Origin of the sequence: Peribacillus simplex (assembly GCF_030123325.1) — a bacterium.
GTDB lineage: Bacteria > Bacillota > Bacilli > Bacillales > DSM-1321 > Peribacillus > Peribacillus simplex_D.
On the sequence record NZ_CP126106.1, the window covers coordinates 408,416 to 434,748 of the forward strand.

19 protein-coding genes, 3 rRNA genes and 1 riboswitch are annotated in these 26,333 nt (G+C 44.1%); of the genes, 21 read left to right on the forward strand and 1 reads right to left on the reverse strand.

All coding sequences use genetic code 11. The features are described 5' to 3' along the window. Positions 1-757 precede the first annotated feature (757 nt). From QNH43_RS02000 to purD, 16 genes are all read left to right on the forward strand, one after another. Positions 758-2,308 (forward strand): 16S ribosomal RNA (locus QNH43_RS02000). A gap of 178 nt (positions 2,309-2,486) precedes the next feature. Next, a 23S ribosomal RNA gene (locus tag QNH43_RS02005) occupies positions 2,487-5,418 on the forward strand. Between the two features lie 64 nt (positions 5,419-5,482). Beyond that, a 5S ribosomal RNA gene (rrf, locus tag QNH43_RS02010) occupies positions 5,483-5,598 on the forward strand. The 16S, 23S and 5S rRNA genes sit together here, the layout of an rRNA operon. 540 nt (positions 5,599-6,138) lie before the next feature. Continuing rightward, positions 6,139-6,339: an NETI motif-containing protein gene (locus tag QNH43_RS02015; protein ID WP_283916621.1), complete on the forward strand. Its 201-nt coding sequence runs from the start codon at positions 6,139-6,141 to the stop codon at positions 6,337-6,339. Positions 6,340-6,413: 74 nt separating this feature from the next. Then, a riboswitch (purine riboswitch) is annotated at positions 6,414-6,515 on the forward strand. 175 nt (positions 6,516-6,690) lie between these two features. Continuing rightward, a complete protein-coding gene (gene purE / locus QNH43_RS02020; RefSeq protein WP_098370632.1) occupies positions 6,691-7,179 on the forward strand; it encodes a 5-(carboxyamino)imidazole ribonucleotide mutase in 489 nt (162 codons plus the stop codon). Continuing rightward, on the forward strand, positions 7,163-8,323 hold the full coding sequence (purK, locus tag QNH43_RS02025) for a 5-(carboxyamino)imidazole ribonucleotide synthase (protein ID WP_283916622.1): 1,161 nt from the start codon (positions 7,163-7,165) through the stop codon (positions 8,321-8,323). Before purE ends, purK begins: the two co-directional genes overlap by 17 nt. After that, positions 8,320-9,612: an adenylosuccinate lyase gene (gene purB, locus QNH43_RS02030; RefSeq protein ID WP_076372692.1), complete on the forward strand. Its 1,293-nt coding sequence runs from the start codon at positions 8,320-8,322 to the stop codon at positions 9,610-9,612. The genes purK and purB overlap by 4 nt, the downstream gene beginning before the upstream one ends. A gap of 104 nt (positions 9,613-9,716) precedes the next feature. Continuing rightward, positions 9,717-10,436 carry a phosphoribosylaminoimidazolesuccinocarboxamide synthase gene (purC, locus tag QNH43_RS02035; protein WP_283916623.1) on the forward strand — a complete coding sequence of 240 codons (720 nt, stop codon included), beginning with the start codon at positions 9,717-9,719 and terminating at the stop codon, positions 10,434-10,436. Beyond that, positions 10,429-10,683 (forward strand): phosphoribosylformylglycinamidine synthase subunit PurS, encoded by a 255-nt coding sequence (purS, locus tag QNH43_RS02040; RefSeq protein ID WP_034306118.1) that lies wholly within the window; start codon positions 10,429-10,431, stop codon positions 10,681-10,683. Before purC ends, purS begins: the two co-directional genes overlap by 8 nt. Continuing rightward, positions 10,680-11,366, forward strand: a complete 687-nt coding sequence (gene purQ / locus QNH43_RS02045; RefSeq protein WP_283916624.1) for a phosphoribosylformylglycinamidine synthase subunit PurQ — start codon at positions 10,680-10,682, stop codon at positions 11,364-11,366. The genes purS and purQ overlap by 4 nt, the downstream gene beginning before the upstream one ends. Further along, positions 11,350-13,572, forward strand: a complete 2,223-nt coding sequence (gene purL, locus QNH43_RS02050; protein WP_283916625.1) for a phosphoribosylformylglycinamidine synthase subunit PurL — start codon at positions 11,350-11,352, stop codon at positions 13,570-13,572. The genes purQ and purL overlap by 17 nt, the downstream gene beginning before the upstream one ends. After that, positions 13,557-14,972 (forward strand): amidophosphoribosyltransferase, encoded by a 1,416-nt coding sequence (gene purF, locus QNH43_RS02055; RefSeq protein WP_076372696.1) that lies wholly within the window; start codon positions 13,557-13,559, stop codon positions 14,970-14,972. The genes purL and purF overlap by 16 nt, the downstream gene beginning before the upstream one ends. A gap of 42 nt (positions 14,973-15,014) precedes the next feature. After that, entirely contained in the window at positions 15,015-16,040 is a 1,026-nt protein-coding gene (gene purM / locus QNH43_RS02060) for a phosphoribosylformylglycinamidine cyclo-ligase (RefSeq protein WP_098370360.1), read from the forward strand. Then, a complete protein-coding gene (gene purN, locus QNH43_RS02065) occupies positions 16,040-16,615 on the forward strand; it encodes a phosphoribosylglycinamide formyltransferase (protein WP_063595368.1) in 576 nt (191 codons plus the stop codon). The genes purM and purN overlap by 1 nt, the downstream gene beginning before the upstream one ends. Before the next feature lie 18 nt (positions 16,616-16,633). Next, a complete protein-coding gene (purH, locus tag QNH43_RS02070; protein WP_283916626.1) occupies positions 16,634-18,169 on the forward strand; it encodes a bifunctional phosphoribosylaminoimidazolecarboxamide formyltransferase/IMP cyclohydrolase in 1,536 nt (511 codons plus the stop codon). A gap of 19 nt (positions 18,170-18,188) precedes the next feature. Further along, entirely contained in the window at positions 18,189-19,463 is a 1,275-nt protein-coding gene (gene purD / locus QNH43_RS02075; protein ID WP_283916627.1) for a phosphoribosylamine--glycine ligase, read from the forward strand. Between the two features lie 49 nt (positions 19,464-19,512). Here purD and QNH43_RS02080 read toward each other — a convergent pair whose 3' ends face one another. After that, a complete protein-coding gene (locus QNH43_RS02080) occupies positions 19,513-19,779 on the reverse strand; it encodes a YgaP-like transmembrane domain (RefSeq protein WP_283916628.1) in 267 nt (88 codons plus the stop codon). A 146-nt stretch (positions 19,780-19,925) separates the two neighbouring features. On the opposite strand from QNH43_RS02080, the gene QNH43_RS02085 reads away from it, so the two are divergent. From QNH43_RS02085 to pcrA, 5 genes are all read left to right on the forward strand, one after another. Continuing rightward, positions 19,926-21,671: an adenine deaminase C-terminal domain-containing protein gene (locus tag QNH43_RS02085; RefSeq protein ID WP_076372706.1), complete on the forward strand. Its 1,746-nt coding sequence runs from the start codon at positions 19,926-19,928 to the stop codon at positions 21,669-21,671. Positions 21,672-21,714: 43 nt separating this feature from the next. Continuing rightward, entirely contained in the window at positions 21,715-22,755 is a 1,041-nt protein-coding gene (locus QNH43_RS02090) for a DUF3048 domain-containing protein (RefSeq protein ID WP_283916629.1), read from the forward strand. Positions 22,756-22,781: 26 nt separating this feature from the next. Then, positions 22,782-23,096: a YerC/YecD family TrpR-related protein gene (locus QNH43_RS02095; protein ID WP_283916630.1), complete on the forward strand. Its 315-nt coding sequence runs from the start codon at positions 22,782-22,784 to the stop codon at positions 23,094-23,096. A gap of 220 nt (positions 23,097-23,316) precedes the next feature. After that, positions 23,317-24,000, forward strand: a complete 684-nt coding sequence (locus QNH43_RS02100; protein WP_283916631.1) for a heptaprenylglyceryl phosphate synthase — start codon at positions 23,317-23,319, stop codon at positions 23,998-24,000. A gap of 61 nt (positions 24,001-24,061) precedes the next feature. Next, a complete protein-coding gene (pcrA, locus tag QNH43_RS02105; RefSeq protein WP_283916632.1) occupies positions 24,062-26,308 on the forward strand; it encodes a DNA helicase PcrA in 2,247 nt (748 codons plus the stop codon). Positions 26,309-26,333: the final 25 nt, after the last annotated feature.

The window sequence follows — 26,333 nt, forward strand, 5'->3', positions numbered from 1 at the left end:
TCTCCCAACTATTTTTATAATGATTAAAAGTCTCTCCTGAAATTTTTAAAATATATTTATTATAGTACAAGAAAGTAAAATTGTAAAAAAAATTTTTTAATATTTGGACAATGGAATTCCGTGATTTAGCGGTATATTTTAAATCAATCCATTCGAAAGGAACAATCAGTTTTCTTTATCGATTTATACATCTAACTATACGTCCATCCAGTTTGTTATTGCCGATCCCTATTACTTACAGGTTTTAGGGATTTTGCCTAAAGCATTATTAGGTTGAAGGGGAATTGTTACAAATGGGTCTTTGATTTAATGAAAAGGGTGGAGCGATGATTTTGTTCGTTTGCATGTTTTAAGCGGAAGCCAAGGGACGACGAGTGCATTTATTCCTATCAAGTGATTAAATCATTTAACAAAGAAATGTATTGACTTTATATTGGGAAAGGATTAATATAAATAAGCACCAACTAAGACAAACGAAAAACTTCATCACTTTCGGCAGATTGCTGAAAGAAATAACTATTGACTTCTTACTATGAAAATGATAAGATGAAATGGTCGCTGAAAAACACAGCGATTTAAAATAAGTTAAAAACTTCGCAGAAGTTGACAACTAATCAATAAGATGTTATGATGAATAAACAGCCGTTCGAAAGAACGATTGTGAAATTGCTCTTTGAAAACTGAACAAAACAAAGCGCCAACGTTAAATTTTAAGTGAGCACACACTATCAAAAAGCAAATGAGCAAGTCAAACATTTCTTCGGAGAGTTTGATCCTGGCTCAGGACGAACGCTGGCGGCGTGCCTAATACATGCAAGTCGAGCGAATCGATGGGAGCTTGCTCCCTGAGATTAGCGGCGGACGGGTGAGTAACACGTGGGCAACCTGCCTATAAGACTGGGATAACTTCGGGAAACCGGAGCTAATACCGGATACGTTCTTTTCTCGCATGAGAGAAGATGGAAAGACGGTTTACGCTGTCACTTATAGATGGGCCCGCGGCGCATTAGCTAGTTGGTGAGGTAATGGCTCACCAAGGCGACGATGCGTAGCCGACCTGAGAGGGTGATCGGCCACACTGGGACTGAGACACGGCCCAGACTCCTACGGGAGGCAGCAGTAGGGAATCTTCCGCAATGGACGAAAGTCTGACGGAGCAACGCCGCGTGAACGAAGAAGGCCTTCGGGTCGTAAAGTTCTGTTGTTAGGGAAGAACAAGTACCAGAGTAACTGCTGGTACCTTGACGGTACCTAACCAGAAAGCCACGGCTAACTACGTGCCAGCAGCCGCGGTAATACGTAGGTGGCAAGCGTTGTCCGGAATTATTGGGCGTAAAGCGCGCGCAGGTGGTTCCTTAAGTCTGATGTGAAAGCCCACGGCTCAACCGTGGAGGGTCATTGGAAACTGGGGGACTTGAGTGCAGAAGAGGAAAGTGGAATTCCAAGTGTAGCGGTGAAATGCGTAGAGATTTGGAGGAACACCAGTGGCGAAGGCGACTTTCTGGTCTGTAACTGACACTGAGGCGCGAAAGCGTGGGGAGCAAACAGGATTAGATACCCTGGTAGTCCACGCCGTAAACGATGAGTGCTAAGTGTTAGAGGGTTTCCGCCCTTTAGTGCTGCAGCTAACGCATTAAGCACTCCGCCTGGGGAGTACGGCCGCAAGGCTGAAACTCAAAGGAATTGACGGGGGCCCGCACAAGCGGTGGAGCATGTGGTTTAATTCGAAGCAACGCGAAGAACCTTACCAGGTCTTGACATCCTCTGATAACCCTAGAGATAGGGCTTTCCCCTTCGGGGGACAGAGTGACAGGTGGTGCATGGTTGTCGTCAGCTCGTGTCGTGAGATGTTGGGTTAAGTCCCGCAACGAGCGCAACCCTTGATCTTAGTTGCCAGCATTCAGTTGGGCACTCTAAGGTGACTGCCGGTGACAAACCGGAGGAAGGTGGGGATGACGTCAAATCATCATGCCCCTTATGACCTGGGCTACACACGTGCTACAATGGATGGTACAAAGGGCTGCAAACCTGCGAAGGTAAGCGAATCCCATAAAGCCATTCTCAGTTCGGATTGCAGGCTGCAACTCGCCTGCATGAAGCCGGAATCGCTAGTAATCGCGGATCAGCATGCCGCGGTGAATACGTTCCCGGGCCTTGTACACACCGCCCGTCACACCACGAGAGTTTGTAACACCCGAAGTCGGTGAGGTAACCTTCATGGAGCCAGCCGCCTAAGGTGGGACAGATGATTGGGGTGAAGTCGTAACAAGGTAGCCGTATCGGAAGGTGCGGCTGGATCACCTCCTTTCTAAGGATAATTACGAGTGCGCTTTTGTTTTGTTCAGTTTTGAATGAGTAATTCATTCAAATAGGAAAGAGATGCATCACGATGTGATGAAAATCCTTTCTGCTTTGTTCCTTGAAAACTAGATAATAGATAGAAGGCAATTAATTTTTTTCAAAGCATCTGTAAGATCTTTTTTAACGGTTAAGTTAGAAAGGGCGCACGGTGGATGCCTTGGCACTAGGAGCCGATGAAGGACGGGACTAACACCGATATGCTTCGGGGAGCTGTAAGTAAGCTTTGATCCGGAGATTTCCGAATGGGGAAACCCACTGTTCGTAATGGAACAGTATCTTTACCTGAATACATAGGGTACTGAAGGCAGACCCGGGGAACTGAAACATCTAAGTACCCGGAGGAAGAGAAAGCAAACGCGATTTCCTGAGTAGCGGCGAGCGAAACGGAATTAGCCCAAACCAAGAGGCTTGCCTCTTGGGGTTGTAGGACACTCAACATGGAGTTACAAAGGAACGGGGTAAACGAAGCGATCTGGAAAGGTCCGTCGAAGAAGGTAAAAACCCTGTAGTTGAAACTTCGTTCCCTCCTGAGTGGATCCTGAGTACGGCGGGACACGAGAAATCCCGTCGGAAGCAGGGAGGACCATCTCCCAAGGCTAAATACTCCCTAGTGACCGATAGTGAACCAGTACCGTGAGGGAAAGGTGAAAAGCACCCCGGAAGGGGAGTGAAATAGATCCTGAAACCGTGTGCCTACAAGTAGTCAAAGCCCGTTAATGGGTAATGGCGTGCCTTTTGTAGAATGAACCGGCGAGTTACGATTTCATGCGAGGTTAAGTTGATGAGACGGAGCCGCAGCGAAAGCGAGTCTGAATAGGGCGAATGAGTATGAGGTCGTAGACCCGAAACCAGGTGATCTACCCATGTCCAGGGTGAAGTTCAGGTAACACTGAATGGAGGCCCGAACCCACGCACGTTGAAAAGTGCGGGGATGAGGTGTGGGTAGCGGAGAAATTCCAATCGAACCTGGAGATAGCTGGTTCTCTCCGAAATAGCTTTAGGGCTAGCCTCAAGATGAGAGTATTGGAGGTAGAGCACTGATTGGACTAGGGGCCCCCAACGGGTTACCGAATTCAGTCAAACTCCGAATGCCAAATACTTATTCTTGGGAGTCAGACTGCGAGTGATAAGATCCGTAGTCGAAAGGGAAACAGCCCAGACCACCAGCTAAGGTCCCAAAGTATACGTTAAGTGGAAAAGGATGTGGAGTTGCTTAGACAACCAGGATGTTGGCTTAGAAGCAGCCACCATTTAAAGAGTGCGTAATAGCTCACTGGTCGAGTGACTCCGCGCCGAAAATGTACCGGGGCTAAACGTATCACCGAAGCTGTGGATTGACACCATTGGTGTCGATGGTAGGAGAGCGTTCTAAGGGCGTTGAAGTCAGACCGGAAGGACTGGTGGAGCGCTTAGAAGTGAGAATGCCGGTATGAGTAGCGAAAGAAGGGTGAGAATCCCTTCCACCGAATGCCTAAGGTTTCCTGAGGAAGGCTCGTCCGCTCAGGGTTAGTCGGGACCTAAGCCGAGGCCGAAAGGCGTAGGCGATGGACAACAGGTTGATATTCCTGTACCACCTATACATCGTTTGAACGATGGGGGGACGCAGAAGGATAGGGTAAGCGCGCTGTTGGATATGCGCGTCCAAGCAGTTAGGCCGGAAACGAGGCAAATCCCGTTTCCATTAAGGCGGAGCTGTGATGGCGAGGGAAATATAGTACCGAAGTTCCTGATTCCACGCTGCCAAGAAAAGCCTCTAGTGAGATGTAAGGTGCCCGTACCGCAAACCGACACAGGTAGGCGAGGAGAGAATCCTAAGGTGTGCGAGAGAACTCTCGTTAAGGAACTCGGCAAAATGACCCCGTAACTTCGGGAGAAGGGGTGCTTTTTAGGGTGAATAGCCCAGAAAAGCCGCAGTGAATAGGCCCAGGCGACTGTTTAGCAAAAACACAGGTCTCTGCGAAGCCGCAAGGCGAAGTATAGGGGCTGACACCTGCCCGGTGCTGGAAGGTTAAGGGGAGAGGTTAGCGCAAGCGAAGCTTTGAACCGAAGCCCCAGTAAACGGCGGCCGTAACTATAACGGTCCTAAGGTAGCGAAATTCCTTGTCGGGTAAGTTCCGACCCGCACGAAAGGTGTAACGATCTGGGCACTGTCTCAACGAGAGACTCGGTGAAATTATAGTACCTGTGAAGATGCAGGTTACCCGCGACAGGACGGAAAGACCCCGTGGAGCTTTACTGCAGCCTGATATTGAATTTTGGTACAGCTTGTACAGGATAGGTAGGAGCCTGAGAAGCCGGAGCGCCAGCTTCGGTGGAGGCGTTGGTGGGATACTACCCTGGCTGTATTGAAATTCTAACCCGCGCCCCTCATCGGGGTGGGAGACAGTGTCAGGTGGGCAGTTTGACTGGGGCGGTCGCCTCCTAAAGAGTAACGGAGGCGCCCAAAGGTTCCCTCAGAATGGTTGGAAATCATTCGTAGAGTGTAAAGGCACAAGGGAGCTTGACTGCGAGACCTACAAGTCGAGCAGGGACGAAAGTCGGGCTTAGTGATCCGGTGGTTCCGCATGGAAGGGCCATCGCTCAACGGATAAAAGCTACCCCGGGGATAACAGGCTTATCTCCCCCAAGAGTCCACATCGACGGGGAGGTTTGGCACCTCGATGTCGGCTCATCGCATCCTGGGGCTGTAGTCGGTCCCAAGGGTTGGGCTGTTCGCCCATTAAAGCGGTACGCGAGCTGGGTTCAGAACGTCGTGAGACAGTTCGGTCCCTATCCGTCGCGGGCGCAGGAAATTTGAGAGGAGCTGTCCTTAGTACGAGAGGACCGGGATGGACGCACCGCTGGTGTACCAGTTGTCTTGCCAAAGGCATAGCTGGGTAGCTACGTGCGGACGGGATAAGTGCTGAAAGCATCTAAGCATGAAGCCCCCCTCAAGATGAGATTTCCCATGGCGCAAGCTAGTAAGATCCCTGAAAGATGATCAGGTTGATAGGTCAGAGGTGGAAGCATGGTGACATGTGGAGCTGACTGATACTAATAGATCGAGGACTTAACCAACGCTTTTTAAAAAATGAAATACCTTCTTATTATCTAGTTTTGAAGGAACAACGTTCCTTACATGTTTGGTGGCGATAGCGAAGAGGTCACACCCGTTCCCATTCCGAACACGGCAGTTAAGCTCTTCAGCGCCGATGGTAGTTGGGGGTTTCCCCCTGTGAGAGTAGGACGCCGCCAAGCCATTTAAAAAGATCAGCCATCCTGGCTGGTCTTTTTTTGTATTGATATATTTTCATCTTTCAGGGAGAAGGGAGGTAGATTAACATCCTGTTCGGCCTATAGACTTATCTAGTCGACCTGAAACGAAATGGTTAAACCAGGAGACTATTAATTCCGACCAAAATTGGAAAAATACACCTTTATCCTATTTAATTCGACCTATCGTTAAAACTTGAATTGAAATAATTCATGAGAGCAAGATACGGATATGTACCGATAATGGAGCAATGGTTGATTTCATGAATCAGGCTATAGTAATTCAGAAGGGGAGAAGGGTAGGATAATGAAGGGGATGCATAAATTATGTGCGTAGGGCTTTAACTGAAGACAGGGATATCATTATCTGAGGCATTATGGAATTTCTATTATGATGATGAAATCGGTTTTATAGAAATGTATTCTTGTCTTTACTTGTTCTTTTCATTATACTAGGAAGAATTTATTGTTGATGAATGCTAAGGACGAAGACAGGCAAAATAGATGATGGAAGGGATCGGTATTGTGAGTAAAAAGAGTAAGGAAAAGTTTGAGGTCATCGAGGGCGAGACGATCGATGCGTGTTTAGATCGAATTAAAGCGGCAGGATATTTTCCTGTAAGGCGAACGGAGGAGCCTATCTTTGCCGAGAGAATGGAGAATGGCAAAGTCCAATATGTGCCAGTTGATCGAAAAATTGTATTCGAAGCAAAATTAATTGAGTAAAACACGAACGATTAATTAATATCGTGTAAAAATATTCGATTTTAACTTGACATTAAAATGGCCGGAAGGTAAGATGAAGTTACATTAATACATCTCATATAATCATGGGGATATGGCCCAAAAGTTTCTACCTGATGACCGTAAATCATCGGACTATGAGAAAAGCATCTGACTATTTCGGAAACTAGCCAAGTCTTTTTGCACTTTTTCAAAAAGGCTTTCTTTTCCGGACAGGTTGCTTTCTCGATGAGGAAGCAACCTGTCCGGATTTTTTATTTACATGTTATAGATAATGATAAGCGTCCGTCTGCATACTCGGGACGCCATAATATGAGTGTTGGAGGGAAAGATATGAAACCGCAAGTTGGGGTTATTATGGGAAGTGTCTCGGATTGGGAAACGATGAAATACGCTTGTGAATCATTGGAACAGCTTGAGATTCCCTATGAAAAAAGAGTCGTTTCCGCCCACCGGACGCCGGATTTACTATTTGAATATGCAGAGAGTGCAAAAGAGAGAGATATTAAAGTGATTATTGCCGGAGCAGGCGGGGCTGCACATCTTCCAGGTATGACCGCCGCTAAAACGATTGTCCCTGTGATAGGCGTGCCAATACAGTCGAAGGCATTAAATGGGATGGATTCGTTATTATCGATTGTTCAAATGCCTGGTGGCGTACCGGTTGCAACGGTTGCGATCGGAAAAGCGGGCGCAGTCAATGCCGGTTTGTTTGCGGCTCAAATATTAGCAGCTTTTGATTCTGACATTGCTGATAGGTTAGAGGCTTTACGAAACGAAACCAGAGAAAAGGTGTTACAGAGCAGTGAACAACTTAAATAATACAGTCATTTTACCGGGACAGACCATTGGAATAATCGGCGGCGGGCAATTGGGCAGGATGATGGCCTTATCGGCTAAGGCATCGGGCTTTAAGATAGCGGTCCTTGAGCCGACTGCAGAAGGTCCATGTGCTCAAGTGGCGGATATTGAAATCACTGGTGCTTATGATGATATCGAAGCATTGAAAAGATTAGCTGAGGTCAGTGACGTCATAACGTACGAGTTTGAGAATATCAGTTCAGAAGCCCTGGATTGGTTAAAGCAACATGCATATCTTCCGCAGGGCTCAGAATTATTAAAGCTGACACAGGATAGATTGACGGAGAAAAAAGCCATATCCGATGCAGGAGCTTCCGTTGCTCCATATCGGGAAATACAGGATATTTCAGAAATTTACCTTCATATAGAGAATTTAGGGTACCCTAGTGTGTTAAAAACGACGCGGGGCGGTTATGATGGAAAAGGGCAGTTGGTCATTAAGGAAGAAGCCGATATCAAAAAGGCTGAATCCCTGCTCAAAACAGGTAAATGTGTGCTGGAAGCCTGGATTCCTTTCGTAAAAGAAATCTCCATTATCGTGACGCGCAAGGCAAATGGTGAGGCAAGTCATTTTCCGATTGCGGAAAACATTCATATTGAAAACATTCTTCATAAAAGTATTGTTCCCGCCCGTATTAGTCAACAAGCTGAATGGAAAGCTATTAACGAAGCTTTGCAGCTTGCAGAGAAACTTGATTTGGTGGGGACATTGGCAGTCGAGATGTTTTTAACCGCTCAGGATGAGATCATCATTAATGAATTAGCGCCAAGACCTCATAACTCAGGGCATTATACAATGGAGGCATGTGAGACTTCACAGTTCGAACAGCATATAAGGGCTGTCTGCAATTGGCCGCTCGGAAATACGGCATTATTGAAGCCTGTGGTAATGATAAACATCCTTGGAGAGCATATCGGGCCCTTAATGGATGAAATTCCTACGCTTTCAGATTGGAAGGTTCACCTTTACGGTAAGAAAGAAGCCAAGATTAAGCGGAAAATGGGTCATGTGAATATTTTACGTCCAACGATTGAGGAAGCTCTTTTGGAAAGTGATCGAAGCAAAATTTGGAATCAACAGGTTGAAACGGAGGAAGTAAAATGATTGAACGTTATACCCGCCCAGAGATGGGAAACATTTGGACAGAAAAGAACCGCTTTAATGCGTGGTTGGAAGTTGAAATCTTAGCTTGTGAAGCATGGTCTGAATTAGGTGTCATTCCAAAAGAAGATGTGAAGCTTCTTCGTGAAAAGGCAACATTCGATGTGGACCGTATCAATGAAATCGAAAAAGATACACGCCACGATGTTGTTGCTTTTACACGTGCGGTTTCTGAAACGTTGGGCGAAGAACGGAAATGGGTCCATTACGGACTGACTTCCACTGATGTAGTGGATACAGCTCTTTCATATGTGATAAAGCAAGCGAATGAAATCCTTGCCAAGGATTTAAATAACTTCGTGGAGATCCTGAAAAATAAAGCGAAAGAACATAAATACACGGTTCAAATGGGGCGTACACATGGAGTTCATGCTGAGCCGACCACTTTTGGGTTGAAACTGGCTCTTTGGTATCAAGAAATGAAACGCAATGTCGAACGTTTTGAAGAAGCTAGAAAGAACATAGAGGTTGGGAAAATCTCTGGGGCTGTCGGAACATACGCAAACATCGACCCGTTCGTTGAAAAATTCGTTTGTGAAAAGCTTGGCCTTGAAGCAGCGCCAATTTCAACACAAACATTGCAGCGCGATCGCCACGCACATTATATGAGCACATTGGCTTTAATAGCGACATCAATTGAAAAGTTCGCAGTGGAAATTCGCGGCTTGCAAAAAAGTGAAACACGCGAAGTGGAAGAATTCTTTGCAAAAGGACAAAAAGGATCTTCGGCAATGCCTCATAAACGGAATCCAATCGGTTCTGAAAATATGACGGGTATGGCTCGTGTAATCCGCGGTTACATGATGACAGCATATGAGAATGTGCCATTATGGCATGAACGTGACATTTCACATTCTTCTGCTGAGCGCATCATCTTGCCGGATGCAACGATCGCATTAAACTACATGCTGAACCGTTTCAGCAACATAGTGAAGAACTTGACCGTTTATCCAGAAAATATGAAACGCAATATGGACCGTACGCTTGGATTGATTTTCTCACAACGTGTACTGCTTTCCCTTATCGATAAAGGGCTTGTCCGTGAAGAAGCTTATGATACGGTTCAGCCGAAAGCGATGGAAGCATGGGAGCTTCAGGTTCCATTCCGAAGCCTGATCGAAAAGGATGATAAAATCACAAGCTTGCTTACGAAAGAAGAACTTGATGATTGTTTCGATCCTACACATCACCTGAAAAATGTTGATGTAATCTTTGATCGTTTAGGTTTATAAAAGTGAAGGCGGCAAACATGGCACCTCTAAACGGTGATATGTTTGCCAAGCCTGATCAATGGCAGGAAGATTCATAATATTCACAATGTGGGGGTTCTGTACAGATGGAAAAACGAGAATTGTTGTATGAAGGAAAAGCGAAACAGATTTTTGCAACGGACAACAGTGAAATAGTATGGGTGGAATACAAGGATTCGGCAACAGCGTTCAATGGTGAGAAGAAATCAGAGATTGCCGGAAAAGGTAAGTTGAATAATCAGATTACTAGCTTACTATTTTCAAAGCTTGCCCAGGAAAATATCCCGTCCCATTTTATTGAAAAGCTTTCCGACCGGGAGCAGCTAGTCAAGAGGGTATCCATCATTCCGCTTGAAGTAGTTGTCAGAAATACGGCAGCCGGCAGTTTTTCTAAAAGGACTGGCATTGAGGAAGGCCAGCCGCTCAAGAAAACGCTGATAGAGTTTTACTATAAAGACGACGAGCTCGGCGATCCACTGTTAACGGAAGACCATATTGAAGAATTGGAACTTGCAAGCAAGGAAGATGTTGCCATTTTAAAAGAAAAGGCAAAAGAAATCAGTATCGTCTTAACTTCCTTCTTTAAAGAATTGGACATTAAATTGATTGATTTTAAATTAGAGTTCGGCAAAACCCCGAATGGAGACATTCTGCTGGCAGATGAAATTTCACCTGATACCTGCCGATTATGGGATATTAACACGAACGAAAAGTTAGACAAAGATGTATTCCGCCGTAATTTAGGAAGTTTAACAGATGCTTACGAAAAAATACTAGCAAAGTTGGAGGGCACTCAACATGTATAAGGTTAAGGTATATATCACACTACGCGAAAGTGTACTAGATCCACAGGGAGCAGCAGTGCAACAATCACTTCATAGCTTGACATATAACGAAGTCAGTGATGTTCGAGTGGGGAAATACATTGAACTTACAATTAAAGATACGGATCGCGATTTAGATCAACTTGTGAAGGAAATGTGTGAAAAACTATTGGCCAATACGGTAATTGAAGCTTACCGTTATGATGTTGAGGAGGTTATCACCCAATGAAATTTGCTGTCATAGTTTTCCCTGGTTCCAATTGTGATGTCGATATGTACCATGCGATAAAGGATGCACTGGGGGAAGAAGTGGAGTATGTTTGGCACTCTACAGACAATCTAGATCAGTATGATGGGATTCTCCTTCCAGGAGGTTTCTCTTATGGAGACTATTTACGCTCTGGAGCAATTGCACGATTTTCGAATGTAATGGCCGAAGTCGTAAAAGCGGCACAAGCAGGAAAGCCTGTCTTGGGTGTCTGCAATGGTTTTCAGATTTTACTTGAAGCAGGACTTTTACCTGGAGCAATGCGCCGTAATGAAGCTTTGAAATTCATTTGCCGCAATGTAGGATTGAAGGTTGAAAATAATCAATCGATGTTCACGACAGGATATGAATTAAATGAAACGATTACGATCCCGGTTGCCCATGGTGAAGGGAATTACTACTGCGATAATGAGACATTGGCTGAATTAAAACGAAATAACCGCATCTTGTTCACGTATGACGGTGAAAATCCAAACGGAAGCTTGGAACAGATAGCGGGAATTACAAATGAACAAGGAAATGTCCTCGGAATGATGCCTCATCCCGAACGTGCTGTTGATTCGCTGCTTGGCAGTAAAGACGGCTTAAAGATTTTTCAATCCATCGTAAAAAACTGGAGGGAATCACATGTTATTACAGCTTGAACCAAGTCCGGAAAAAATTAAATCGGATCGTTTGTACGCAACTATGGGACTATCCGATGATGAATTTGCAATGGTGGAGAAAATCTTAGGCAGACTGCCGAATTATACGGAAACTGGATTGTTTTCGGTTATGTGGTCAGAGCATTGTTCCTACAAAAATTCGAAACCCATCTTAAGGAAGTTCCCGATTACAGGGGAGAAAGTGCTGCAAGGTCCTGGTGAAGGAGCAGGTATCGTTGATATCGGTGATGATCAGGCTGTCGTTTTTAAAATTGAAAGTCACAACCACCCTTCGGCAATAGAACCTTATCAAGGTGCTGCTACTGGTGTCGGTGGTATTATCCGTGATGTTTTCTCCATGGGTGCCCGTCCGATTGCGATGTTGAACTCGCTTCGCTTTGGTGAGTTAGACAATGATCGCGTGAAATATTTATTTAAAGAAGTGGTTGCCGGGATTGCAGGATACGGGAATTGTATCGGAATTCCAACTGTCGGCGGAGAAATTCAATTTGATCCATCTTATGAAGGGAATCCTTTAGTCAATGCCATGTGTGTAGGATTGATCGATCATAAGGACATTAAAAAAGGCCAAGCGCATGGAGTGGGCAACACAGTGATGTATGTGGGTGCCAAAACTGGGCGTGATGGAATCCATGGAGCAACATTTGCATCTGAAGAGCTATCAGAGTCTTCAGAAGAAAAACGGCCTGCCGTACAAGTAGGCGATCCATTCATGGAGAAGCTGCTTTTGGAGGCATGCCTTGAATTGATTCAAAATGATGCCCTTGTTGGTATTCAGGATATGGGAGCTGCGGGTCTTACAAGCTCATCTGCCGAGATGGCGAGTAAAGCTGGATCAGGAATAAAAATGAATCTTGATTTGGTACCGCAGCGTGAAACGGGAATGACAGCATATGAAATGATGCTTTCTGAATCACAAGAGCGGATGCTGATCGTTGTAACAAAAGGACGCGAACAGGAAATCGTCGACTTGTTTACGAAATATGACCTAGAAGCGGTTGCTGTTGGAGAAGTAACGGATGACAAAAATCTAACACTTTCCCATCAAGGTGAAATCGTTGCCGAGGTTCCGGTTGATGCATTGGCTGAAGAAGCTCCAATTTATCACAAGCCATCTGCAGAACCTCAATATTTCCGTGACTTCCAAAGCATGACGGCAGAAGTGCCAGTCATTGGAGATTATAAAGAAACATTGGTATCACTATTGAAGCAACCGACAATTTCGAGTAAGGAATGGGTCTACGACCAATATGATTACATGGTCCGCACGAATACAGTCGTCTCACCTGGATCGGATGCGGCGGTAGTGCGTGTACGGGGTACGAATAAGGCCCTTGCCATGACGACGGATTGCAACTCCCGCTTTATTTATCTAGATCCTGAAACAGGTGGTAAAATCGCAGTGGCTGAAGCTGCCCGTAACATCATTTGCTCGGGTGCGGAGCCTTTGGCGATCACGGATTGCTTGAATTTTGGGAATCCAGAAAAACCTGAAATATTTTGGCAGTTGGAAAAAGCGGCAGACGGAATGAGTGAAGCTTGCAGAAGCTTAAGTACTCCTGTAATTGGCGGAAATGTCTCCCTTTACAATGAAACGAATGGTGAAGCGATTTATCCGACACCTGTAGTTGGGATGGTTGGTCTTGTCAGTGACCTTCAGCACATCACTACACAAACATTTAAAAATGAATCCGATTTGATTTATGTGGTCGGCGAAGCGAAAGTTGAATTTGGAGGCAGTGAATTACAGAAAATGCTTGAGGGCAAAATCTTTGGACGCGCTCCAGAACTTGATTTGGCCATTGAACAAAAACGTCAGCAGCAAATTCTAACTGCAATCCAAAAAGGACTTATTGCCTCAGCCCATGACCTTTCGGAAGGCGGTTTGGCAGTGGCTTTAGCTGAATCTTTATTCGGGGCTAGCAAACTTGGGGCAAAAGTGAATATATCCGGCGAACCGGTATCCGAATTATTCAGTGAAACGCAATCACGATTCTTACTGTCCATCAAACCTGAAAACCAAGCGGCATTTGAAGCACTTGTTGAAGATGCGATATGCATAGGTTCAGTAACGGCTGATAATAAATTAGTCGTGGAGACAAGCAATGATAGCAAAGTATTGGAAGCGGACGTTGAAGATTTACAAACAGCTTGGAAGGGAGCCATACCATGCTTGCTGAAATAAGAAGCCTAAACGAAGAGTGTGGTGTTGTAGGAGTCTGGGGACATCCCGATGCTGCACAGCTTGCTTACTACGGTTTGCATAGCTTGCAACATCGTGGTCAAGAGGGAGCAGGCATCGTCGTGACGGATGGTGAGCAGATGTCCATCTCTAAGGGCGAAGGGCTTGTCACGGAGATATTCACTGCCGAAAAAATGCAGGCACTTTCCGGTTCCGGAAAAGCGGCAATCGGCCATGTCCGTTATACAACGGCAGGCGGCGGCGGGTATCAAAATGTTCAGCCTTTCCTGTTCAATTCGCATACAGGAGGGCTGGCACTTGCCCATAATGGGAATATCGTCAATGCCCATCAGTTAAAAGCTCAGCTTGAAGGTCAGGGAAGCATTTTTCAAACGACATCTGATACGGAAGTTCTGGCACATCTGATTAAACGCTCCGGCTACTCGGATGTAAGAGACTCCGTGAAGAACAGTTTAAGCATGCTGAAGGGAGCCTATGCCTTTGTCATCATGACCGAAAACCAAATGATCATGGCAAGAGATCCGCATGGCTTCCGCCCACTTTCCTTGGGGAAAATAGGCGATGCATATTTCGCTGCATCAGAAACATGTGCACTTGATATTGTAGGTGCAGAATTCATCCGCGATATTGAGCCGGGTGAACTCGTTGTCATTAATGATGAGGGAATCACATCCGAGTATTTTTCGCTTTCCAGTCAACAGGCAATGTGTACGATGGAGTACGTGTATTTTTCCCGTCCGGATAGCAACATTGATGGTATCAATGTTCATACGGCACGAAAAAACCTTGGCAAGCAAATGGCACTGGAAACCAAAATTGAAGCCGATGTAGTTACAGGTGTACCTGATTCCAGCATTTCGGCAGCGATTGGCTATGCTGAAGCTGCTGGCATTCCTTATGAAATGGGTTTAATAAAAAATCGGTATGTTGGACGGACGTTCATTCAGCCATCACAAAGCCTGCGTGAACAAGGCGTGAAGATGAAACTATCACCTGTAAGAGGGGTAGTGGAAGGTAAGCGGGTCATAATGGTTGATGATTCAATCGTCCGTGGGACAACGAGCAGAAGGATTGTCCGCATGTTAAAAGATGCTGGAGCGAAAGAAGTGCATGTAGTAATCAGCTCACCACCGATCAAGAATCCATGTTTTTATGGCATAGACACGTCTAAAAAGGAAGAACTGATTGCGAGCTCTAAATCGGTGGAGGAAATTAGGGAAATCATCGGTGCCGATTCCTTAACTTTTTTAAGTGTCGAAGGTATGGTCGAAGCAATTGGACGACCGTTTCCTGGAGAAACGCGCGGTTCATGCCTAGCTTGTTTCACCGGAAATTATCCGACTGAAATTTTTGAATACGAACGAGAAAAAACAAAATGTTAATCAAGTCGGCAATGATGATTGATTTTCGGAGGAGGATTTCAAATGGCTAATGCATATAAACAGGCTGGTGTGGATATTGAGGCTGGTTATGAAGCGGTAAATCGAATGAAAAAACATGTAAAGCGCACATTTCGTCCAGAAGTTATGAATGGTCTGGGCGGTTTTGGCGGCATGTTTGATTTATCTTCCTTGAACCTTAAAGAACCTGTGCTCATTTCAGGTACGGATGGAGTGGGTACAAAACTTTTGTTGGCGTTCATGATGGATAAACACGATACAATTGGAGTGGATTGTGTAGCTATGTGCGTCAATGATGTTGTCGTTCAAGGTGCTGCACCTTTATACTTTTTAGATTATATTGCCTGCGGTAAAGCAGATCCTGAACGAATTGAAATGATCGTCAAAGGAATTGCAGATGGCTGTGAGCAGGCGGGCTGTGCTTTAATCGGCGGAGAAACGGCTGAAATGCCTGGCATGTACGAGACGGAAGAATACGATGTTGCAGGTTTTACTGTAGGTGCCGTTGAAAAATCACGTCTAATTACTGGTGAAGCAATCTCGGCGGGCGATGTCGTCATTGGACTCGCTTCAAGCGGCATCCATAGTAATGGGTATTCCCTTGTTCGTAAAATCCTCCTTGAAGACTCAGGTATGGGGCTTCATGACTTCGTACCGGAACTGGATTGCAAGTTGGGAGAGGAATTATTAAAACCAACAAAAATCTATGTGAAGTCCGTTTTATCTACGTTGGAAAAATTTGAGGTTAATGGTCTTGCGCATATCACTGGTGGGGGATTCATCGAGAATATTCCGCGTATACTTCCTGAAGGATGCGGTGTTGAAATCGAGCTCGGAAGCTGGGAAATTCCAACTATATTCTCATTCCTTGAAGAAAAAGGGAACCTTGTAAAAGAGGAAATGTTCAATATTTTCAATATGGGAATTGGAATGACGGCCGTCGTGAAAAAAGAAGTGGCATCAGATGTGCTAGCCCATCTACGTTCTTGCGGTGAAGAAGCCTCAGTTATTGGAACGGTTGTGGACGGAAATGGAGTGTCGTTCAAATAATGAAACGCCTTGCTGTCTTTGCATCAGGTAACGGTAGTAATTTTCAATCAATTGCTGAAGCAATAAAAAGTGGAAAGTTAGAGGCGGAAATCTGTCTTGTCGTTTGCGATCGTGAAGACGCATATGTGCTTGAGAGAGCTAAGCTTGAGAATATTGATTCTTTCTCCTTTTCAGCGAAGAATTACTCGAACAAGACTGAGTATGAATCGGAAATCCTCGAAAAACTTCGCCAGTATGAGATAGAATTTATCATTCTGGCTGGGTATATGCGTTTGATCGGTCCGACTTTATTACAAAAGTATTCACAAAGGATTGTGAACATCCACCCTTCACTTCTGCCTAGTTTTCCAGGCAAGGATGCAATTGGCCAGGCTTTTGACGCCGGAGTGAAGGAAACGGGGGTAACGGTTCATTATGTCGATGATGGAATGGACACAGGACCGGTCATTGCCCAAAAGGCAGTGCCAATTCTTGAGGGGGATACGAAAGACATCCTTCAAAAAAGGATTCAGGAAATGGAGCATGACTTGTATCCGTCAGTTTTGCAGGAGCTATGCCACAAGAAACTTACTTAATGGAGGGACCAACATAACATGAAGAAACGTGCATTAATTAGTGTATCGGATAAAACAGGTATCGTAGAATTTGCTCAAGGTTTAATTGAAGCAGGTTTTGAAATCATTTCTACAGGCGGTACCAAAAAAACGCTGCTGGATAATGGCATTGATGTAATTGGAATCAGTGACGTCACCGGTTTCCCGGAAATATTGGATGGACGTGTTAAAACACTTCACCCGAATGTCCATGGAGCAGTGTTGGCAAAACATGATGACAAAAATCACGCAGCACAACTTGCAGAGCATAATATTGAACCCATTCAACTTGTCTGTGTGAACCTATATCCATTCCAAGCGACTATTTCCAAACCGGAAGTCACTGTGGAAGATGCTATTGAAAACATCGATATCGGCGGACCGACAATGCTTCGTTCTTCTGCTAAAAACCACGAATATGTGACTGTTATAGTTGATTCCAATGATTATCCTACCGTATTGGCTGAGCTGAAACAAAACGGCGGGGTTTCAAAAACCACGAATCGCCGTCTGGCTGCTAAAGTTTTCCGCCATACAGCAGCATATGACGCCGTTATTTCAGAGTATATGACAGAGCTTGCCGATGAAGAAAATCCTGAATCATTGACTGTTACCTATGAATTGAAACAGTCGCTTCGTTATGGAGAAAATCCACATCAAAAAGCCGCATTTTATAAAAAACCGCTTGGTTCCGTTTTCTCGATTGCAGAAGCGAATCAATTACATGGAAAAGAACTTTCATACAACAACATTAATGATGCTGATGCAGCACTTCAAATCGTTAAAGAATTCAATGAGCCGGCTGCAGTTGCAGTCAAACATATGAATCCTTGCGGCGTCGGTGTCGGTGCGACCATTTTGGAAGCATATGAAAAGGCTTATGAGGCAGATGCCACTTCCATTTTCGGTGGGATCATCGCTTTGAACCGTGAAGTTGACAAGGAGACTGCTGAAAAGCTTCATGAAATTTTCCTTGAAATCATCATTGCCCCTGGGTTTACACAAGAGGCAGTGGAAGTATTGACAAGCAAGAAAAACCTTCGTTTATTAACGATCGATTTCGATGCGGTTAAAAAGCCTGAACGTAAATTGACATCCATTGAAGGCGGATTACTTATTCAAGATCGGGATGCACATAGCTTAAAGGATGCAGAAATAAAAGTGGCAACGAAACGTGAGCCTACCCCTGAAGAGTGGAAAGCCATGGAACTTGGCTGGAAAATCGTGAAACATGTCAAGTCGAATGCAATAGTGGTTTGTAACGATCAAATGACATTAGGTGTTGGCGCAGGTCAAATGAACCGTGTGGGAGCTGCAAAAATTGCTCTGGAACAAGCTGGGGAAAGGGCGACAGGAAGTGCATTGGCATCAGATGCTTTCTTCCCAATGGATGATACTGTAGAAGCGGCAGCGAAAGCGGGCGTCACGGCAATCATTCAGCCTGGTGGATCTGTCAAAGATGAGGATTCAATCAAGAAAGCTGATGAATATGGGATTACGATGGTGTTTACAGGAATTCGTCACTTTAAACATTAATCAAAAATGAGGTGCGATAATGAATGTACTAGTAATTGGCCGGGGCGGCAGGGAGCATGCCATAGCCCGCAAACTATTTGAAAGTAAACGGGTTGGGACTGTTTTTGCAGCACCGGGAAATCCAGGGATGACCGATGTAGCGACTCTTGTTCCAATTGATGAAAACAATCACGGTGATTTAGTTGCCTTTGCCAAGCAGAATGCAGTTTCATTAACTGTGATCGGGCCCGAAACCCCATTGTTGAATGGACTTGCCGATGATTTCACGGAGGCGGGATTACAGGTATTTGGCCCTAATGGCCGTGCTGCAGTCATCGAGGGAAGTAAGTCCTTTGCTAAAGATTTAATGAAGAACTACAGCATTCCGACAGCAGAATATGAAACATTTTCTGATTATGATTCAGCAAAGGCGTATATCGAAAAAATGGGTGCTCCCATCGTCATAAAAGCGGATGGTTTGGCTGCAGGAAAAGGTGTCGTAGTTGCTATGACGATGGAAGAGGCGTTAGACGCCATCCATGATATGCTAGTCGGAGCAAAGTTCGGTGAAGCATCTGCCAAAGTCGTTATTGAGGAATTCCTTGATGGAGAAGAATTTTCATTGATGGCATTCGTTAATGGGGAAAAAGTGTATCCGATGGTCATTGCTCAAGATCATAAGCGGGTTTTTGATGGAGATCAGGGTCCGAACACAGGTGGAATGGGTGCATACTCACCGGTGCCGCAAATTTCCGATGAAATGATTCAGACTGCAGTCGAAACAATTCTTAAGCCCACGGTAAATGCGATGATTTCGGAGAATCGGAGTTTTACAGGAATATTATATGCCGGGTTGATCGCTACTGAAAAAGGCACAAAAGTCATTGAGTTCAATGCTCGTTTTGGCGATCCGGAAACGCAAGTTGTTTTACCACGCCTAAAAACAGATTTCGTGGATACGCTTGAAGCGGTTCTTTCTGGAGCGGATTTAGAACTTGAGTGGCATGAAGAAGCTGTTCTTGGAGTGGTCGTAGCAGCTGATGGATATCCAGGGGAATATAAAAAGGGTTCTATCATTAATGGCTTGGAAAAGATCGATCCGAATGCCCATGTATATCATGCTGGAACGGCCCTCAATAGTGAGGGGAATTTCATCGCGAATGGCGGACGTGTACTTCTGGTTGCTGCAAAAGGGAAAGATTTGGCCTCAGCCCAAGCTGAAGTATATAAAGAGTTAGGAAATATTGAGAAAGACGGCTTATTCTGGCGAACGGATATTGGCTACCGTGCAATAAAATTCAATTTTTCATCATAATATAAAGAAGCTGACTCTAAGCGGAGTCAGCTTCTTCTTTAGAAAAAACTTAATAGTGATCAGATTGATTAGATACATGTCCCTGTTTTGGTTCATTTGTCATTAAGTTTTGTCCGTTTTCCATTGCATCGACGACAGGACAATATCGGAGTATGCCTTCGCCTATTTTCATGGCAGAAAGCATGACCACGAATATATAAGATTGGTTTTTCCATGGTTTTTTCACCATTTTAGTCATAGCCCATGTTAGCAATGTAAAACCACAGGTAATTCGCATTAATGCATTTATTATACTGATATTTTGTTTAAACTTCACTTAAAGTCCATCCCTTCACAAAAATTTAACAATATTCTGGATAACATTACTGTTCTAATGAGGCAAGTATGTTACTATGAAATAAAATTGGATTGAAAATGGTTTTTTTCATACATCTGTTTCTATAAAATTATGGGGGAATGTTTATGCTTGAACAGCGCTATAGATGGAAAAATAAACATCTAAGAGAACATATAGATGTGCTGGATGGCAATAGGGCACCACACATTCTGCTAAAAAATACGACTTATTTAAATCAGGCTTTACGAAAATGGGTAAAAGCGAACATATGGATATATGATGACCGCATCGTATATGTTGGCGATAAGCTTCCTGATAATATAGACCGCTGTGAAATGGTGGACTGTACAAACCAATACTTAGTCCCGGGTTATATTGAGCCGCATTCACACCCTTCTCAATTATATAATCCCCTTTCTTTTTCACGTTATGCATCTCATTTCGGCACAACGACATTGATCAATGATAACCTGCCGTTTTTATTGCAGTTAGATAAAAAGAAAGCGTTTTCTCTTTTGAAAGAATTACGTAACATTCCTGTAACAATGTATTGGTGGAGCCGTTTTGACGGACAAACGGAACTGATCGATGAAGACATGGTCTTTTCCCATGGGGCCGTTAAATCATGGCTGGAGCATGATGCCGTATTACAGGGCGGGGAACTGACTGGATGGCCGAAGCTTCTCGATGGGGATGACATGATGTTGCACTGGATTCAGGAAGCCAAGCGAATGAGGAAGAAAATAGAAGGACACTTTCCAGGTGCCTCAGAGAAGACTTTAGCAAAAATGACCTTATTCGGCGCCGATTGTGATCATGAGGCAATGACAGGTGATGAAGTCATGTCGCGCTTGCTGCAGGGCTATTATGTATCGTTAAGACATTCTTCGATCCGGCCGGATTTACCTAAGATGATACAGGAAATCCATGAGCTGGGCATCGATCATTATGACAAATTCTTTTATACGACAGATGGATCGCCGCCATCCTTTTATGAAGGTGGTTTCATAGACTGCTTGATCAAAATAGCGATAGAAAATGGCGTTCCGGTCATCGATGCATACAATATGGCAACTATAAACATCGCACGATATTATAACATTGAATACCTTCATGGCAATATTGCCACGGGAAGGGTAGCGAATATCAACTTCCTGACCGATGTAAAGGAGCCCGCACCGGTTTCGGTAATGGCAAAAGGGAAATGGGTTAAAAGGGATGGTGAGATCATTCCGGATAAACAGGAAATCGAATGGAGTGATTTCGATTTTAAACCACTTGATCTTGATTGGGATCTTAGTTTAAAGGAAGATTTTGAATTTTCCATGCCGTTCGGGATTGAATTGGTCAATAATGTAATTACGAAACCGTACTCCCTTGCCAATGATGTTGGCTATGAAGAACTGAACTTTGAGGATGATGAATGCTTTTTCATGCTTATTGATCGGGAAGGGAAATGGCGCATCAATACGATATTAAAAGGGTTTGCGGACAAATTGTGTGGCTTTGCTGGCTCTTATACAGATACAGGTGATATCATACTGATCGGTAAAAGGAAAAAGGATATGCATTTGGCATTTAACCGGCTGAAGGAAATCGGCGGTGGAATCATTTTAACGGAACAAGGCAAGGTGATCCATGAACTTCCTCTGAAATTAAAGGGGGTCATGTCCACCAAGGAGGTTCCTGAACTGATAGAAGAAGAAAATGAATTGAAACATTTGCTGCGGGAGAGAGGTTATCGCTTCGCCGATCCTGTGTACACCCTTTCATTCTTTTCGACAACCCATCTGCCATATATAAGGCTAACCCAGCGAGGAGTATATGATGTAATGAATAAAACTATACTCTTTCCCACTATAATGCGTTAAAATATAAGAGAAGAAATGGCTAATAAATCAGAGGAGTGGAAAGATGAATTTTAAGAGAGTTCTTTTCATGGTTATTGCTATTTTACTGCTGGCAGGCTGTTCTACGAAAGAAGATCCTGCATTGGATGACAGTAAGCCGAAAGACCAAGCTGTCATCAAAAATACAGATGTGAAAAATGAACCTTCCAATGATGAGTTTCCACTTACAGGTATAGCCACCGATGCAGGCAGTGAGCAAAGGGCTGTAGCAGTGATGATTAATAATCATCCAGAAGCACGCCCACAATCGGGCCTCTCGGAAGCCGATATGGTCTACGAAATGCTTGCAGAAGGTGACATAACCAGATTTTTAGCTATCTTCCAAAGTGAAATGCCAAGCCAAATCGGTCCGATTCGGAGTGCAAGGGACTATTATATCGAATTGGCTAAAGGCCTTGATTGCATCTATGTCTGTCATGGGAATAGCCCCGAGGCAAAAACCATGCTCGAAAAAGGGTATATTGATAACTTGAACGGATTATATTATGATGGTACTTTGTTTCAACGTTCGGCAGATCGAAAAGCACCGCATAATTCCTACACCACCTTTGAGGATATCCAAAAAGGTGCGAAGGAAAAGGGATATGAGTTGAATGGTGCACCGGAGCCTTATGCCTTCCTTACAAAGGAAGAGGCGGCTGGCCTTCAAGGGGAACCGGCATTGAAAACCGAGGTTTCCTACGGATCAGACGAGTATGATGTTCAGTATGAATACGAAGCCACGGAAGAGAAATATAAACGTTATTCGAATGGAGAGCAAACAGTCGAACATAAGTCGAGTAAACCTATTTTACTGGATAATATATTGATCATTGAGGCTGCTCATCAAGTGATCGACGATAAAGGGCGTCGTAAAATCGACTTGAAAAGTGGCGGAAAAGGTTATTTACTTCAAAAAGGAAAAGCGAATGAAGTAGAATGGGTTAATAAGGATGGTCGAATTATACCAGTGAAAAACGATAAAGAAGTAGGGTTGATTCCAGGGAAAACCTGGGTCAATATTATTCCGGATGAACCTGGTTTAGTAGGAGACGTCTCATTTTGATACCCATGAAATTGAGGGGGAGTAACATGCAAATTGATAAGTTGAGAGGAAAAGAAACGGATCAGCTGTTTAAGTCGATCCTTTCCTTGCGTGATTTGGACGAATGCTATCGATTTTTCGACGATTTATGCACAGTTAATGAAATTTCATCACTGGCACAGCGTCTTGAAGTAGCCCGCATGCTTGAAGAAGGGAAGACCTATCATAAAATCGAAACGGAAACGGGTGCAAGCACGGCTACGATTTCCAGGGTCAAACGCTGCTTGAATTACGGAAATGACGCTTATTCCATGGCTCTTAACCGTATTAAGGATAACGTCGAGGGAACAACTGAATCTTAATTCTTTCGATTATAATAAAAAGCCGGGGAATTCATTTCCCGGCTTTTTACTTTGAGTCCAGCACTCTCTTTGCCGGCTGTCTTTCAGTCGTATCCATGTTATATTGGATTTTAGATTCAGAGGTTCCATTTGGTAATAACATTTTATCGATACTTCTCTTTTTTAATGAAAAATCTTAATGCTATAATGGTGTAATGGGAAGTGTGAATGGAGGATTATAATGTACGATTTTCGCGAGTGGAAACATGTTTTCAAACTCGATCCAAATAAAGAAATAAGTGATGAAGCCCTTGAAAAAGTTTGTGAATCCGGTACCGATGCAATAATGGTCGGGGGAACGGATGGAATCACGCTTGAGAATGTGCTTCATTTAATGGCACGTGTCAGACGATATACCGTCCCATGTGTGATGGAAATTTCTTCTGTAGAAACGGTGACGCCAGGTTTTGATTTATATTTCATTCCGAGTGTCCTGAATAGCACCAACCCTGATTGGATGATGAAGCTGCATCAGCAAGCAGTCAAGGAATACGGATACCTTTTGAATTGGGATGAAATTTTCGTTGAAGGGTACTGTATCCTGAATCCTGAGTGCAAGGCGGCCCAATTGACGAAAGCCAATACAGATTTGGATATGGATGATGTGGGTGCATACGCGATGATGGCGGAAAAAATGTTCAACCTGCCGATTTTTTATTTGGAATACAGCGGTGATTACGGCGATGTCCAGATGGTGGAAGCGGCCAAAGAGAGTTTGGAGGATACCATACTATTCTATGGCGGTGGGATAAAATCGGTTGAACAAGCCAAAGAGATGTCTAAGGTTGCGGATGTCATCGTTGTCGGCAATGTAATTTATGAAGATTTGAAAGTGGCACTTGCAACAGTTTCGGCAGTTAAATGAAAACATGTAATAAATATAGTATACTAAAACAGAAACGAATGTTCGTATAGGTGGTGTGATAATGCAATATTTAGCGGAAAAATTACTAATAGGTTTGAATGAACAGCAACAAAAAGCAGTGAAATCAACTGATGGCCCACTTTTAATCATGGCTGGGGCAGGAAGTGGAAAGACGCGTGTGCTGACTCACCGAATAGCTTACTTGATGGTCGAGAAGGAAATAGCGCCTTGGAACATCCTTGCAATCACGTTCACCAACAAGGCAGCACGTGAGATGAAGGAGAGGATCCGTGCCATACTAGGCGGTGCTTCCGAAGATATCTGGATTTCGACTTTCCACTCGATGTGTGTCCGCATTTTACGAAGAGATATCGACCGTATCGGATTTAATAGGAACTTCTCGATATTGGATACGACGGATCAGCAATCGGTCATAAAACAAATCATGAAAGATCGTAATATGGATACAAAGAAATATGATTACCGTGCCATTTTGGGTAGCATCAGTTCAGCGAAAAATGAATTGGTCGGGCCGGAAGAGTACCTGAAGACGGCGTCTGATTACTTCACTAAAGTAACTGCCGATGTATATACGGAATATCAAAAACGGCTGCGTAAAAATTCAGCGCTCGATTTCGATGATTTGATCATGATGACGATTCAATTGTTCCAGCTTGTACCTGAGGTGCTTGAATATTATCAGCGTAAATTTCAATACATTCATGTTGATGAGTACCAAGATACGAACAGGGCTCAATACATGCTTGTTAAACTATTGGCTTCACGCTTCCGTAATCTCTGTGTTGTCGGGGATTCCGATCAATCGATCTATCGCTGGCGCGGTGCGGATATTGCGAATATCCTTTCATTTGAAAAAGATTATCCGAATGCCAACATGATTTTCCTTGAACAGAATTACCGCTCGACGAAAAAGATTCTTGAAGCGGCGAATAAGGTCATCGATAACAATCAAAACCGGAAGCCGAAAAATCTTTGGACCGAGAATGCAGATGGCAATAAGATATTCTATTACCGTGCGGACAATGAACAAGGGGAAGCGCAATTTGTAGCCGGAAAGATAAATGAGCTGGTTCAGGCCGGCAGCAGGAAATATTCAGATATAGCAATACTTTACAGGACAAATGCACAATCACGTGTCATGGAGGAAGTTCTGCTTAAATCCAATATAAATTATGCAATAGTCGGGGGCACCAAGTTCTATGACCGTAAAGAGATCAAGGATTTACTTGCCTATCTTCGCCTTATTGCGAATCCTGATGATGACATCAGTCTTCGCCGTGTAATTAATGTACCAAAACGCGGAATTGGTGCGACTTCAATGGACAAAGTGGCAGATTATGCAGATCAATATGATGTTTCCATCTATAAAGCACTCGAATCCGTTGAAATGGTAGGGATAAGCGGGAAGGCTACCAAAGCGGCAAGGGAATTCCATACGCTGATCACTAACTATACAAATCAGCAGGAGTACTTATCCGTGACGGAACTTGTGGAGGAAGTCATTCAGAAAACCGGTTACCGTGAGATGCTGCAGGCGGAAAAAACGATTGAATCACAAAGCCGGCTTGAAAATATAGATGAGTTTTTATCTGTTACGAAAGCATTCGAAGATAACAGCGAGGACAAATCATTGGTGGGCTTTTTGACTGACCTGGCGTTGGTTGCCGATATAGACCAACTTGATGAGAATTCCGAAGAAGCTACAAATACGGTAACGTTGATGACACTGCATTCAGCGAAGGGACTTGAATATCCGGTGGTCTTTCTATTGGGCCTTGAAGAAGGGGTTTTCCCTCACAGCCGCTCGCTTATGGATGAAGAGGAGATGGAAGAAGAACGCCGTCTGGCTTATGTGGGAATTACAAGGGCTGAAAATGAGCTATTCATAAGCAATGCCCAAATGCGGACATTGTATGGACGGACGAGCATGAATCCTGTATCACGTTTCATTAATGAAATACCAGAGGAACTGCTTGAAGATTTAAAACCGAAACCGGCTCCTAGAGCAAGGCAAACACCTTTCAGTTCTTCAAGAACCGGATCTCCTTCAACAGCTTCAGCAAGAAAAGTGCCTGCCTTTGGAAGAGCTGTTTCTGCACCATCCGCAACGGGCGGTGAAGAAATCGGCTGGGCCGTCGGCGACCGTGCATCCCATAAAAAATGGGGTATAGGAACCGTGGTGAGCGTAAAAGGGGAAGGCGAAGGGAAGGAACTGGATATTGCCTTCCCAAGTCCAATTGGCATCAAACGCCTATTGGCGAAATTTGCACCAGTTGAAAAAGCATAAGCTATTAATATGCTTCTACTGGTGA

Bases quoted from the DNA above. Each gene is read 5' to 3' on its own strand.
- purE (WP_098370632.1), top strand. From the start codon at position 6,691: ATGAAACCGCAAGTTGGGGTTATTATGGGAAGTGTCTCGGATTGGGAA.
- purB (WP_076372692.1), top strand. From the start codon at position 8,320: ATGATTGAACGTTATACCCGCCCAGAGATGGGAAACATTTGGACAGAA.
- purC (WP_283916623.1), top strand. From the start codon at position 9,717: ATGGAAAAACGAGAATTGTTGTATGAAGGAAAAGCGAAACAGATTTTT.
- purS (WP_034306118.1), top strand. From the start codon at position 10,429: ATGTATAAGGTTAAGGTATATATCACACTACGCGAAAGTGTACTAGAT.
- purQ (WP_283916624.1), top strand. From the start codon at position 10,680: ATGAAATTTGCTGTCATAGTTTTCCCTGGTTCCAATTGTGATGTCGAT.
- purL (WP_283916625.1), top strand. From the start codon at position 11,350: ATGTTATTACAGCTTGAACCAAGTCCGGAAAAAATTAAATCGGATCGT.
- purF (WP_076372696.1), top strand. From the start codon at position 13,557: ATGCTTGCTGAAATAAGAAGCCTAAACGAAGAGTGTGGTGTTGTAGGA.
- purM (WP_098370360.1), top strand. From the start codon at position 15,015: ATGGCTAATGCATATAAACAGGCTGGTGTGGATATTGAGGCTGGTTAT.
- purN (WP_063595368.1), top strand. From the start codon at position 16,040: ATGAAACGCCTTGCTGTCTTTGCATCAGGTAACGGTAGTAATTTTCAA.
- purH (WP_283916626.1), top strand. From the start codon at position 16,634: ATGAAGAAACGTGCATTAATTAGTGTATCGGATAAAACAGGTATCGTA.
- purD (WP_283916627.1), top strand. From the start codon at position 18,189: ATGAATGTACTAGTAATTGGCCGGGGCGGCAGGGAGCATGCCATAGCC.
- QNH43_RS02085 (WP_076372706.1), top strand. From the start codon at position 19,926: ATGCTTGAACAGCGCTATAGATGGAAAAATAAACATCTAAGAGAACAT.
- QNH43_RS02090 (WP_283916629.1), top strand. From the start codon at position 21,715: ATGAATTTTAAGAGAGTTCTTTTCATGGTTATTGCTATTTTACTGCTG.
- QNH43_RS02095 (WP_283916630.1), top strand. From the start codon at position 22,782: ATGCAAATTGATAAGTTGAGAGGAAAAGAAACGGATCAGCTGTTTAAG.
- QNH43_RS02100 (WP_283916631.1), top strand. From the start codon at position 23,317: ATGTACGATTTTCGCGAGTGGAAACATGTTTTCAAACTCGATCCAAAT.
- pcrA (WP_283916632.1), top strand. From the start codon at position 24,062: ATGCAATATTTAGCGGAAAAATTACTAATAGGTTTGAATGAACAGCAA.